Annotated in this window: 9 protein-coding genes; 5 read left to right on the plus strand and 4 right to left on the minus strand. The window is 30.7% G+C overall.

All coding sequences use genetic code 11. The annotated features are described in order from the left end of the window. Positions 1 to 19 precede the first annotated feature (19 nt). On the minus strand, positions 20 to 1,042 hold the full coding sequence (gene tsaD / locus INR78_RS11930; RefSeq protein ID WP_106677623.1) for a tRNA (adenosine(37)-N6)-threonylcarbamoyltransferase complex transferase subunit TsaD: 1,023 nt from the start codon (positions 1,040 to 1,042) through the stop codon (positions 20 to 22). A gap of 183 nt (positions 1,043 to 1,225) precedes the next feature. On the opposite strand from tsaD, the gene INR78_RS11935 reads away from it, so the two are divergent. The 5 genes from INR78_RS11935 to INR78_RS11955 all read left to right on the plus strand — a co-directional run bounded on the left by INR78_RS11935 (position 1,226) and on the right by INR78_RS11955 (position 9,098). Beyond that, positions 1,226 to 5,602: a translocation/assembly module TamB gene (locus INR78_RS11935; RefSeq protein WP_223076687.1), complete on the plus strand. Its 4,377-nt coding sequence runs from the start codon at positions 1,226 to 1,228 to the stop codon at positions 5,600 to 5,602. A 162-nt stretch (positions 5,603 to 5,764) separates the two neighbouring features. Next, on the plus strand, positions 5,765 to 6,751 hold the full coding sequence (gene pfkA, locus INR78_RS11940) for a 6-phosphofructokinase (RefSeq protein ID WP_027879056.1): 987 nt from the start codon (positions 5,765 to 5,767) through the stop codon (positions 6,749 to 6,751). A 33-nt stretch (positions 6,752 to 6,784) separates the two neighbouring features. After that, positions 6,785 to 7,786: a type I glyceraldehyde-3-phosphate dehydrogenase gene (gene gap / locus INR78_RS11945; protein WP_027879055.1), complete on the plus strand. Its 1,002-nt coding sequence runs from the start codon at positions 6,785 to 6,787 to the stop codon at positions 7,784 to 7,786. Positions 7,787 to 7,862: 76 nt separating this feature from the next. Next, the gene (locus INR78_RS11950) at positions 7,863 to 8,723 is read left to right on the plus strand and encodes an N-acetylglucosamine kinase (protein ID WP_223076688.1); all 861 of its coding nucleotides are present in this window, start codon (positions 7,863 to 7,865) and stop codon (positions 8,721 to 8,723) included. Positions 8,724 to 8,735: 12 nt separating this feature from the next. Beyond that, a complete protein-coding gene (locus INR78_RS11955) occupies positions 8,736 to 9,098 on the plus strand; it encodes a methylglyoxal synthase (protein WP_027879053.1) in 363 nt (120 codons plus the stop codon). Positions 9,099 to 9,117: 19 nt separating this feature from the next. Here the strand turns inward: INR78_RS11955 and INR78_RS11960 are convergent, their stop codons facing one another. The 3 genes from INR78_RS11960 to INR78_RS11970 form a co-directional block, all read right to left on the minus strand. Beyond that, a complete protein-coding gene (locus tag INR78_RS11960; protein ID WP_223076689.1) occupies positions 9,118 to 10,158 on the minus strand; it encodes a GMP reductase in 1,041 nt (346 codons plus the stop codon). A gap of 109 nt (positions 10,159 to 10,267) precedes the next feature. Continuing rightward, positions 10,268 to 10,648 carry a RidA family protein gene (locus INR78_RS11965; protein WP_223076690.1) on the minus strand — a complete coding sequence of 127 codons (381 nt, stop codon included), beginning with the start codon at positions 10,646 to 10,648 and terminating at the stop codon, positions 10,268 to 10,270. A gap of 7 nt (positions 10,649 to 10,655) precedes the next feature. Then, positions 10,656 to 13,436 (minus strand): putative LPS assembly protein LptD, encoded by a 2,781-nt coding sequence (locus INR78_RS11970; protein ID WP_223076691.1) that lies wholly within the window; start codon positions 13,434 to 13,436, stop codon positions 10,656 to 10,658. Positions 13,437 to 13,451 lie beyond the last annotated feature (15 nt).

Below are 13,451 nucleotides of genomic sequence, written 5' to 3' on the forward strand. Positions count from 1 at the left end.
TAAAACGTTATTAACAAAATTAGATTTTTAGTCTTGCATTAGCCATTACATTTTGTGTAGTAAAATCTTTATCTAAATATTTTAAATAGCCAACAATAGCAATCATAGCTGCATTGTCTGTGGTAAATTCAAATTTAGGCACATATGTTGTCCAACCGTGTTTAGATTCGCCATCTTTTAAGGCTTGTCGTATTCCAGAATTTGCAGAAACGCCACCACCAATTGCTATGTGTTTAATGCCTGTTTCTTTGCTTGCTTTTTTTAATTTATCGGTTAGAATGCCAATAATGGTGTATTGTATGCTAGCGCAAATATCGTTTAGATTTTCTTCTATAAAATTTGGGTTATTTTTTACTTCACGTTGAATAAAATAAAGAATAGCCGTTTTTAAACCTGAAAAACTAAAATTAAGTCCGTCAACCTTCGGTTTACTAAATTTAAAAGCTTTTGGATTACCTAATTTAGCACGTTTGTCAATTTCTGGTCCTGCAGGATAACCTAAACCTAATAATTTTCCGCTTTTATCATACGCTTCTCCAACAGCATCGTCAATAGTTTCGCCAATAACTTCCATATCAAAGTGATTATTCACTTTTACAATTTGAGTATGTCCACCAGAAATAGTCATTGCTAAGAACGGAAAAGGTGGTTTATCAAAACCTTCTTCATCTATAAAATGCGCTAAAATATGCGCTTGCATATGGTTTACGTCTATTAAAGGTATGTTTAATCCATATGCCAAAGATTTTGCAAAAGATGTACCAACTAACAAGCTTCCCATAAGTCCAGGACCTTTTGTAAAAGCTACTGCACTTAATTGATCTTTGGTAATTCCAGCTTTTTTTAACGCTTGGTCAACAACAGGAACAATATTTTGTTGGTGAGCACGACTGGCTAATTCTGGCACAACGCCGCCATATTCTTCATGTATTTTTTGATTAGCAATAATGTTGCTTAAAATTTTTCCGTTATGGATTACAGCAGCAGCAGTATCGTCGCAAGAGCTCTCAATACCAAGGATATAAATATTTTGTGAGTTCATTAGCTTTTTTTAGGCATAATAATTGTTAATTTTGAGGTGTTAATTAACAACTAGATTACATTTGTTAACGTATATGCAAATGTAAGGTTTCTTTTAAAATTATAATTTTAATTCAATATCAAAAAAGCACTTAAAATATTTGGTAAGATAATAGCAATAATTGTATTGCTATTTATTATTTTAATGCTAGTGTTATCAATACCTGCTGTACAAACAAAAATAGGTAAATATGCTACAGATAGATTAAATCAAGATTTTAAGACTAATATTAATATAGATAAAGTTGGTCTTGCTTTTAATGGAGATGTACAGATAAAAGGTGTTTTAATAAAAGATTACAAACTAGATACTTTAATTAGTGCATCAGAGATTAAAACTTCTATTATTAATTTTAAGAATCTTTATGATGGCACATTAAATTTTGGCGATATAAGTTTAGATGATTTGGTGTTTAATATTAAAACCTACAAAGATGAAACTGATACTAATCTAGATGTTTTTGTAGCAAGATTTGATGATGACCAACCTAAAACATCTAAAAGTTCTTTTTTAATGTCTTCTAGTGATATTACCATAAATAATGGTGTGTTTAGAATGATTGATGAGAATAAAGAGACACCAAAAATACTTCAGTTTGATAACTTAAACATAAATGCAACAAACTTTTTAATTGATGGAAGTGATGTAAGTGCACGTATTAATACCATGCAATTTATAGATAATCGTGGTTTAGCACTTCAAAATTTATCAACAAACTTCTCTTATACTTTAACACAAATGCGTTTTGATGATTTAAGTATTAAAACTAAGGCATCTTATGTAGAGGGAAATTTAAATTTTAATTATAATAGAGAAGATTTTAAAGATTTTGAAGATAAAGTAAATGTAGATGCAAATTTTACAGAAGCTAGCATATTACTTGATGATTTAAATAAATTTTATAATGAATTTGGGATTAATCAAAGAGTTAACTTTAGTACTAAACTTTCAGGGACTTTAAATAATTTAAACACTACAAATCTAAGATTAAACACAAGTAGTAATACTAAAATTTATGGTGATATAAATTTTAAAAACCTTTTTAATAGTGAAGCTAATAATTTTGAAATGGATGGAAGCTTTACTAATCTGTCTTCAAATTATAGAGATTTAAAAGCGTTGTTACCTAATGTTTTAGGTGAAGCCATACCTTCAATTTTTGATAAGCTAGGTAATTTTACAGCAAAAGGTACAAGCCATGTAACGCCAGATAATATAATTGCAGATTTAGAGATTATCACAGATTTAGGTTATGTAGATTCAGATCTAAAGATGTATAATGTTAATAATATTGATAACGCTTCTTATAGAGGAACCATTATTTTAGATCAATTTAATATAGGCAAATTATTAGACGATCCTAAATTAACAAAAACATCTCTAAATGTAGAAGTAGATGGCGTTGGGTTTAAAAAAGAAAACTTATCTACACAATTAAAAGGTGATGTTTATAGTATAAACTACAATGCATATAATTACCAAAATATTGCTGTTAATGGTGTTTATAAGCAGAGTAAATTTAATGGTAAGCTTGTTGTTAACGATCAAAATTTAAAATTAAAATTTAATGGACTAGCAGATTTATCAAATAAAGTAAACACTTTTGACTTTATTGCTAATGTAGATTATGCCAACCTTAAAACTTTAAATTTTTATAATAGAGACGAGCAGTCTGAATTTTCAGGAATTGTAGAAATGAAAATGAATGCAAACACTATTGATGATGCTGTAGGATACATTCAATTTAAAAATACTACCTATAAAAATGAAAATGATACATATAATTTTAAGGATTTCGAAATTAACTCTCAGTTTATTGATAACGAACATATAATAGATATAAACTCTCCCGAAATTATTGAAGGTAGCTTAAGCGGAAATTTTAAATTTAATGATTTAGAGTTGCTTTTTGAAAACTCTTTAAAAAGTATATACACAAATTACAAGCCTAATAAGATAGAAGGTAATCAATATATAGACTTCAATTTTAAAATTTATAATAAAATAGTAGAAGTATTCTTACCAGAGGTAGAGTTAGCACCAAATACATTTATAAAGGGAAGAGTAGAAAGTAACGAAAAAGAGTTTGAGCTAACCTTTAAATCACCTAAAATAAAGCTATTAGAATATTTTGCTAACCAGATAGAGATACAAGTAGATAACAACAATCCATTATTTAATACTTACGTAGAAATTGATAGTATAAATACAAACGTCTACAATATTTCAAAATTCAACTTAATTAATGTAACCTTAAATGATACGCTTTATATGCGTAGCGAATTTAAAGGCGGTAAACGAAATGATGATCTTTACGATTTAAGTTTTTATCATACAATAGATCAAGACAACAATTCGGTTGTAGGTTTTAAAAAGAGCGATGTCACCTTTAAAGGTAATAATTGGCATATTAATGAAGACCGTAATAACTTTAATAAAATAATTTTTGATAGAGATTTTAAAGATTTTAAAATTGAAGACATTTTGCTTAACCATCAAAATGAAGAAATTAAGTTAGCAGGTGTTTTAAAAGACTCTACCTACAAAGACTTAAACCTTAATTTTAAAGATGTAGATTTAAATAAAATTATTCCAGAGATTGATAGTTTAAGTCTAGCAGGTACGATTAATGGAAAACTTAATGTATTACAAGAAAACGGTAGTTATTTACCAAGTTCTAACATCACCATAGATAATTTAGAGCTTAACAAAACATACCTAGGTTCTTTTGATGCAAAAATTGAAGGAAACTCAGACTTATCAAACTATACGGTAAATGCAAAAATAAAGGATGATGCAACTAATTCATTTGAAGCCAATGGTAGTATAATAGTATCAGGACAAGAACCTTCTATAGATTTAGATATAGCATTTAGAGATTTTAGTTTAAAACCATTAAATCCATTTTTAGATGGAATACTAAGTAATATAAGAGGTAAGGTTACAGGAAACACTCAAGTAGTAGGTAATCTTAACCAACCAAATTTTAATGGAGAATTATTAATTAATAATGGCGGATTAGGTGTGCCTTATTTGATGGTTGATTATAAATTTCAGGATAACACAAAAGTCATTTTGAAAGACCAAAGTTTCAACTTTCAAAAAACAAATATTACAGACACTAAACACAATACAAAAGGAAGTTTTAGTGGTAGTATAAGCCACAATAATTTTTCTAAATGGAAATTAAACTTAGGCATAAACACACAAAAACTCTTAGTGTTAGATACTAAATATACAGAAGAATCTATGTATTACGGTACCGCATTTATAGGTGGTAGTGCAGAAATTGTTGGTGCAACAGAAGCATTAAGTATAAATGTAATTGCCGAAACCAAAGAAGGTACCGTATTTAAAATACCTCTAAATGATAACGAGTCTTTTGGAGATAATTCTATCATTCACTTTTTAACACCAGAAGAAAAACAAGCAAAAGAAGAAGGTAAAGAAATAGATTTTGAAGTAGATGAAGGTTTAGACTTAAATTTTGAATTAGATGTTACTCAAGATGCCGAAATTGAAATTTTAATAGATAAAACTTCAGGAAGTACAATAAAAGGTCGTGGTGTTGGTGGTTTATTAATAGAAATAAACACTAATAATAAGTTTGATATGTACGGTGACTTTGTAATTTATGAAGGTGTTTACAATTTTCTATACAGTGGTGTTGTACAAAAACAATTTGTTGTAGAGCCTTATGTAAGTACACTTGCATGGAATGGTCCACCGTTAGACGCCTTAATAGATATAAAAGCAAAATATAGCACACGTGCTAATCCATCACCATTATTAGATAGTGGTATTAACAGAAGTATACCTGTAGATTTAACCTTAGAGTTAACAGATCAACTAGAACGACCAACAATTAACTATGCGTTTGATTTTCCTAATACAAGCTCAACAATAAAATCAGAGTTAAATTATAGATTAGACTCAAGAGAAGATAGAGAAAATCAGGCACTTTTCCTTTTAGCTACAGGATCCTTTAGTCGTGGATTAGAAAACCTTAATTTTACAGGAACATTAACCGAGCGTTTAAATGGATTAGTTAACAACCTACTATCTTCAGGGGACGGTAAGTTTAATGTTGGACTAAATTTTGAAGCAGGACAAACAAGACCAGATTTTCAAACAGATAATAGAGTAGGTGTAACTTTACAAACCAAAATATCAGACCGTGTTCTTATTAACGGTAAAGTTGGTGTGCCAGTTGGTGGATTAGGAGATTCTGTTATCGCAGGAGATGTTCAGGTTGACTTTTTATTAAATGAAGAAGGAACTTTAATAGCAAAAGTATTTAATAGAGAAAACAGCATTCGTAACTTTGGAGAAGAAATAGGTTACACTCAAGGTGTAGGAATTGCATACAATGTAGACTTTGATACTTTTGGCGAATTACTGCGTAAAATTTTCAATCCAAAAAAAGAAAAAGAAGAAGAAAATTTTAATCAAGATCCAAACGAAAATGCAACCGAACCAGAATCGGTTTTTAAGTCTGATAATACTTTCAAAAAAGACTAATTTTTCACTTTTTAAACATAATTATCCGTAGCAAAACGTCTTCAAAATTAAATAGTTATTAACGAAAACGATATAGTTTGCGGCACTTCGCAAAATTTTAGTAAAACTCATGTCAATAATAAAATTTGTTTAGTAGCTTTACAATACTAACAAATTAATTTTATGTCAAATACTATAAAAAAAGTAGCTGTTTTTACCTCTGGAGGAGATTCTCCAGGTATGAATGCAGCTATTCGTTCTGTGGTTAGAACCTGCGCTTTTTACAAAATAGAATGTGTAGGAATATATAGAGGTTACGAGGGTATGATTGAAGGCGATTTTAAACCCTTAACAGCAAGAAGTGTAAAAGATATTATCAATAAAGGAGGTACATTTTTAAAATCTGCTAGATCTGATGAGTTTAGAACTAAAGAAGGTCGTAAAAAAGCCTATGACGCTTTAGTTGCCGAAAACGTAGATGCATTAGTTGTAATTGGTGGTGATGGAAGTTTTACAGGAGCATTAATCTTTAACGAGGAATTTGGTTTTCCTGTAATGGGTATACCAGGTACAATAGATAATGATATTTATGGTACATCACACACTTTAGGCTATGATACAGCACTTAATACTGTAGTAGATTGTGTAGATAAAATTAGAGATACAGCTAGTTCTCATAATCGTCTGTTTTTTGTAGAAGTAATGGGAAGAGATGCAGGTCACATAGCCTTAAACGTTGGTGTAGGAGCAGGAGCTGAAGAAATTTTAATACCAGAAGAAGACTTAGGTTTAGATAGGCTTTTAGAATCTTTAAGAAGAAGTAAACAATCAGGTAAATCTTCTAGTATAGTAATTGTAGCTGAAGGAGATAAAACAGGTAAAAACGTATTCGAACTTAAAGACTATGTTGAAGAAAACATGGAAGAATACGAAGTAAGAGTATCTGTTTTAGGTCACATGCAACGTGGCGGATCACCATCATGCTTTGATCGTGTTTTAGCTAGTAGAATGGGTGTAAAAGCAGTTGAAAGTCTTTTGGAAGGTAAATCTAATTACATGGTAGGATTACTTAAAGACGAAATAGTTTTAACACCATTAGAACAAGCAGTAAAAGGAAAGTCAGAAATTGATCATGAGTTAATTCGTGTATCAGATATAATGACAACATAAATAATAACTAACAATAAAATAATTAATAGAAATATGTCAACATTAAAATTAGGAATTAACGGTTTTGGTCGTATTGGAAGAATCGTTTTTAGAGCAACTTTAAAAAGAGATAATGTAGAAGTAGTAGCAATAAATGATTTATTAGACGTAGAGCATTTAGCATACTTATTAGAATACGATTCTGTACACGGACGTTACGATGGTAAAATAGAAGTAAAAGACGGTAACCTAATAGTAGAAGGAAAAACAATACGTGTAACTGCAGAAAGAGACCCAAAAAACTTAAAATGGGATGAAGCAGGAGTAGATGTGGTTGCAGAGTGTACAGGTATATTTACAACATTAGAAACAGCAGATTATCACATACAAGCAGGCGCTAAAAAAGTAGTAATTTCAGCACCAAGTAAGGACGCACCAATGTTTGTAATGGGTGTAAATGACAACAAATTACAAGCATCAGACAATATTGTGTCTAATGCATCTTGTACAACTAACTGTTTAGCACCAATCGCTAAAGTGATAGAAGAAAACTTTGGTATAGAAGAGGCATTAATGACAACAATTCACGCTGCTACATCAACACAATTTACAGTAGATTCACCATCAAGAAAAAACTATAGATTAGGTCGTTCAGCCTTAAATAACATTATACCAACATCAACAGGAGCAGCAAAAGCTGTAGGTAAAGTTATTCCAGAATTAGACGGAAAATTAACTGGTATGGCATTTAGGGTGCCTACTGTAGATGTTTCTGTAGTAGATCTTACTGTAAAAACAAAAAAAGAAACTTCTTTAGAAGAAATTAAAGCAGCAATGAAGAAAGCTTCTGAAGGAGAAATGGAAGGTGTGTTAGGTTACACAGACGAAATGGTAGTTTCTCAAGACTTTGTAAGCGAAGAAAGAACAAGTGTATTTGACTCAGAAGCGTCAATCGAATTAAATTCTGGATTCTTCAAGTTAATATCTTGGTATGACAACGAATTTGGATACTCAAACAAATTAGTAGATTTAGCTTTAAAAGTAAACTCACTATAATCCATAATTATTCAATTAAACAAAAGCGTAGTATATTTATAAAAAAGTGCTACGCTTTTTTGTTAAAACTAATTTTATGATTTTAATTGTTGATAGCGGATCTACAAAATGCGACTGGAAAGCGGTAGATAACCAAGGTAATCAGTTGTTAGAAAAAATCCGTACAAAAGGATTAAATCCTGCACTTCTTTCAGAAAAGAAAATTAAAAAAGTTCTTAAAAAAAGTGAAGCTTTAAAAAAACATAGAAAAGAAGTAACTAATATCTATTTTTATGGAGCTGGTTGTGGCACAGAAAACCCAAAATTAGTACTAAAATTAGTACTTCACGAGTTTTTTCCTAATGCAGAAATTTCTGTAGAAGAAGATACTATGGCTGCCGTATTTGCAACAGTAAACGAGCCAACCGAAGCTGCAGTAGTCTGTATTATGGGTACAGGATCAAACTGTAGTTATTATGATGGAAACAAACTACACCAACGTGTAAAATCTTTAGGTTATACATTAATGGATGATGCTTCTGGTAACTATTATGGTAAAGAATTAATACGTGATTATTACTTTAACCACATGCCAGAAGAAATAAAAGTAGCTTTTGGAGACAAGTATAATTTAGATGCAGATTATATTAAATATAATTTATACAAACAGCCAAATCCTAACGCGTATTTAGCAAGTTTTGCAGAGTTTATGATACTTAATAAAGATTCTGATTACGTAAAAGAATTAATAAAAAAAGGTATAAGACGTTTTGCTAAAAACATGATTTTGCAGTACGAAGAAGAGCTAAAAACTGTTCCTGTACATTTTGCAGGTTCAATAGCTTTTTTCTGTCAAGAAGAAATTAAAGAAGTTGCTAAAGAGCTAAACTTTAAAGTAGGAAATTTTGAAAGAAGACCTATTGAAGGTTTAGTTAGCTTTCATACTAATGCTTCTTAATACCAAAGACCTATGGAAATAGCAATTATAGCACACGATGGTAAAAAAGCAGAAATGGTTCAGTTTTTAAACCAGCACAAAGACTTATTACTAAATAAAAATATAACATTAATTTCTACAGGTACAACTGGTAAAAAAGTAAAAAAAGCAGGATTTGATGTTACTAGACTTTTATCAGGACCTTTAGGAGGAGATGCACAAATTGCAGCAAGAGTAGCAGAAGGAAAATGTAATATGGTATTGTTTTTTAGAGATCCTTTAGAAAAACATCCACACGAACCAGACGTTTTAATGCTAATGCGATTATGTGATGTACATGATGTACCATTAGCTACAAATCCTGCTACAGCAGATCTTTTAATGAAAGCACTTTAACTTAATAAAGTGCTTTTTTTTATGAGTTATAAACTTGATTTTCTTGTTCTGCAACACGAATAAAAGTTGTTCTTTTTGTTAGCTCTTTTAGTTTTGCAGCACCTACATACGTACATGTACTTCTTATGCCTCCTAAAATATCTTGCAAGGTGTTTTCTACATCACCTTTAAAAGCAACTTCTACAGTTTTACCTTCGCTAGCTCTATAATCTGCTACGCCACCAACATGTTTATTCATTGCTGTTGCAGAGCTCATACCGTAAAATTGCTTATACTTTTTTCCGTCTTTTTCTATAGTAGTACCGCCACTTTCGGTATGACCAGCAAACATACCGCCAAGCATTACAAAATCTGCACCAGCTCCAAAAGCTTTAGATAAATCTCCAGGAATAGTACAACCGCCATCACTAATGATTTGTCCACCTAATCCATGAGCTGCATCAGCACATTCGATAATTGCAGATAATTGCGGGTAACCAACAGCTGTTTTAACACGTGTTGTGCAAACACTACCTGGTCCAATACCTACTTTTACTATATCTGCTCCTGATATTAATAACTCTTCAACCATTTCTCCGGTTACAACATTTCCTGCCATAATAATCTTATCAGGAAAATTATCTCTTGTTTTCTTTACAAAATCAACAAAATGTTCTGAATAGCCATTAGCAACATCTATGCAAATAAACTTTAAGTCAGGATGAGTATTAAAAATTGAATTTAGCTTTTCAATGTCATTTTTTCCTGTTCCTGTACTTACTGCTATATAATTACTAATATCATTACCTGAATTAGATAGAAATTGATTCCATTGCTCTAAAGAATAATGCTTATGTATTGCAGTAAATAGGTTGTGTTTAGATAGGGCAGAAGCCATTTCAAACGTACCAACAGTATCCATATTAGCTGCCATAATAGGTATACCTTTCCAGGTATGGTTACTGTGTAAAAATTTAAACTCTCTTTCTAAGTCTACTTGCGATCTACTTTTTAATGTAGATCTTTTAGGTCTTATCATTACATCTTTAAAACCTAATTTAATATCTAATTCAATACGCATTGATAGTAAAGTTTGGGTTACTATCAAAAATACAAGTAATTAAAAAAGAAGCCTTATCTTTTTTTAAAAAGATAAGGCTGTTTTATTAACAATTGTTTATAGTTATAGCTTATTTTGAAGCAATCATACTAATTTCTACGTTTACAAATTTTGGTAAGTTTGCTACTTCTACGGTTTCTCTTGCTGGAGCTGTGTCTTCATTAAAATAACTTCCATAGACTTCATTAATTAAAGAGAAGTTATTCATGTCTCTAATAAATATTGAAGTTTTGATTACATCTTCAAAAGTCATTTCTGCAGCTTCTAACACTGCTTTTAGATTCTCCATGACTTGTTTAGTTTCTGTTTTAATATCATCTAAAACAAGCTCATTAGTTTCAGGGTTAAAAGCAATTTGACCTGATGTGTATAAAGTATTTCCATTTAAAACCGCTTGATTATATGGGCCTATTGGAGCTGGTGCTTTTGTTGTTGTAATTATTTTTTTCATGATAAATTTATAGCTGTTCGTCTGGTCTACGACGTTGTTCGTATTTTAAATCTTTAAGTAAGCTTGATTTTATTCCTATGAAAAAATTCCAACGGTTGTAGGTTCCAAAAGGTACCCAACTAAAGTTCATCCTCCAACTTAATAAATCACGTTGAAATCTTAACTGTGTTAAACCAAACCCTTTATTTTTAAAATCATAACTTGATGATCCTCCAATGGACCATTTTGGAGAAATTTCTATATCACCAGAGAACATTAATGAATGTGAGGATATTTCATTTTGTCTTGCTGCGTTAGAGTAGTTAACAGCATAGGCAAGTCTTAAACTCCATGGTATTTTGTAATTATAAAGTTCGGATTCTTCTTCTTCCTCTTCTTCTTTATCGACACCATCTCTATTAAATTGTTGATCTGCAAAATCTTCAGATACACCAAATAAGTCATCTGCACGTCCACCACCTTGTAACCTTTCGTTAATAGAGCTTTGACTTTCGTTAGTAGAGTTGCTTATACCATCACTGCTTAAACTGTAGTTTAAAGTAAGGTTAGCGCTGGTCATTCTAAATAAACTCCCACCATTATCTATATTAAAAGTGTTTATTCTTCTGTTGTTAGCATCTAATGCATATGGGTCTAATGTAGCACCAAAGTTAATGTTCATTTTATTGTTTAAAATTTGCATACCACCGGTAACTCTTACAGGACTCCAATTTAAAGAGTCTCCTGCCACATTGTATGAAGTAGAAAAATTAAGGTTATTTAATAATGTGATTTTTTTTGGTTCTACTTTTGTGGTGTCTCTGTCTCTTACTTTTGCTTCAAAGTTATTTGCTATACCAATACCTATAGAACTAGAAAAGGTATTGTTTGGACTACCAAAAAGACTGTTTTCAAAACGAGTATATTCTGACCTTGTTGTTCCATCTGCGTCAATAACTTCTACGGTGTCATAATAATTATCAAAAGCTGGATTAATATTATAACTAATAGATGGTCTAATAACGTGTCTTATTTTTTGTAATCTTTTGCCTTCTCCTTTTTTGTCAAAGTCAAACATACCATAAATGGTTGTACCAACACTTGTGCTAAAATTATAGGTTCTAAAAGAATCAAATTTGTTTAATTCTTCTGTAACGATATCATCTAGCACAGGATCATAATATTTTCTAATTGGATTTAATGTCCATACTTCTTCATAATTAGCATTAGCACTTACACTAAAATAGTCAAACACTTTAAAGTTTGTAGAAATTGGTATAGAATGCCTTGCGCCAACTTGCGCATCATCAAACATTTCACTTTTAAAGAAAAATTCTTCTTCTGTACTTATTCTATTTTCTGCTCTAACATTATATTGTAAGTTAATGTTTTGAATAATTCCTTTTTTAACTCCAGTTTTTGGTGCAAAAGGAAATATACGACTTATACTACCTTGAAACGTTGGTAGTGTCATATTTACAAGTCCTGTTTGTGTGTTTTGAGAGTGAGTAGCTGTTAAACTAATATTTGCTTGTGGCTCTCCTTGAAATGTTTTAGAATATGAAATAGAAGATGCTAGTGTATTGTTTTGAGTGTTAGGTAAGTTTACTTGATTTACAGATTGTTGATAATAATTACTACTACCAAGGTTTACAGACGCAGAAAAACGTGAGTTAGGGTTGGCTTTACTATCTTGATTATGAGACCAACGTATGTTATAAATAGTAGTTTTTGCATAATCAGGAAAGCCACGCTCGCTAGTAATTAAATTTTCATATCTAAAACCTACGTTACCATTAAACTTATAACGTTTGGCATATTTACTTTCTAGTCTTAATCCGTAACTACCATTGGTGTAATAATCTCCGATAGTAGCTAAATCTACATAATCACTAATCGCAAAATAATATCCACCATTTTGTAAAAAGTAACCACGTGTACCATCTTCTCCAAAACTAGGAAATATTACTCCAGATGTACGTGTTTTGGTTAACGGGAAAAAAGCAAAAGGTATCCAAACAGGAGTAGGGACATCATAAATATGCATTTGTGTGGGACCTGTAATTACTTTTGAGTTTGGTACAATTTTACCTTTACTGATTAAAAAATAATATTCCGGATCGTCTAAATCTTCTGCAGTAGTAAATTTTGCATTTCTTACATAATATACAGAATCATTAATTTTTTTAGTAGTTTCTGTAATTAAAGTACCTCCGTTTTGTTCTGTTTGTGAGTTGTAAATTAACCCTTTTTTTGTCACTGTGTTAAATATAATAGAATCTGGCTCTATTAAGTTTTGACCTTGCTTAAAGCTTGGTCTTTGTGTATAATTACCTAATGTATCCTTTATACCGTAAGCATATACTAGATCTTTATCAAAATCTAAAATAATACTACCGGCTTTAATTTCCATATCTTCATAATAGACTTCAGCTTCATTATAAAGATACATTTTAGATTCTTTTTTCTTGTAAGCCATATAATCTGTAGCCTTATAAGTTACAGTACTTGATAAAAGTTGAGTTTTAGGCTTTATAGTATCGTTTTTGGTAGAGTCTATTTCTTTATTACTTGCCAAAAAGCTTTCTGCATCAATGGTTAGACTATCATTAACTTCTTCTTCAGGTAATTCTTCTGTGTTTTCTACAGGCGGAATTTTTGTTCCTTCCTTAGGCAAATCTTTTTGTGCAAAGCAAACAATGTTAATAAACATTGTAAAACTCAGGGTAAAAAGTATGTTAAGACGTTGTGTATGCAATGCTTTTAAATGTATTTTTGTAAAAGTATGGCTTGGTTTTTGAAATGACAAAACTACATATATTTT

Source organism: Mesoflavibacter sp. SCSIO 43206 (assembly GCF_019904215.1).
GTDB classification, from domain to species: Bacteria; Bacteroidota; Bacteroidia; order Flavobacteriales; family Flavobacteriaceae; genus Mesoflavibacter; species Mesoflavibacter zeaxanthinifaciens.

Coding starts and splice junctions, on each gene's coding strand:
- gap (WP_027879055.1), top strand. CDS start 6,785: ATGTCAACATTAAAATTAGGAATTAACGGTTTTGGTCGTATTGGAAGA.
- INR78_RS11955 (WP_027879053.1), top strand. CDS start 8,736: ATGGAAATAGCAATTATAGCACACGATGGTAAAAAAGCAGAAATGGTT.
- tsaD (WP_106677623.1), bottom strand. CDS start 1,042: ATGAACTCACAAAATATTTATATCCTTGGTATTGAGAGCTCTTGCGAC.
- INR78_RS11950 (WP_223076688.1), top strand. CDS start 7,863: ATGATTTTAATTGTTGATAGCGGATCTACAAAATGCGACTGGAAAGCG.
- pfkA (WP_027879056.1), top strand. CDS start 5,765: ATGTCAAATACTATAAAAAAAGTAGCTGTTTTTACCTCTGGAGGAGAT.
- INR78_RS11935 (WP_223076687.1), top strand. CDS start 1,226: ATGCTAGTGTTATCAATACCTGCTGTACAAACAAAAATAGGTAAATAT.
- INR78_RS11965 (WP_223076690.1), bottom strand. CDS start 10,648: ATGAAAAAAATAATTACAACAACAAAAGCACCAGCTCCAATAGGCCCA.
- INR78_RS11960 (WP_223076689.1), bottom strand. CDS start 10,158: ATGCGTATTGAATTAGATATTAAATTAGGTTTTAAAGATGTAATGATA.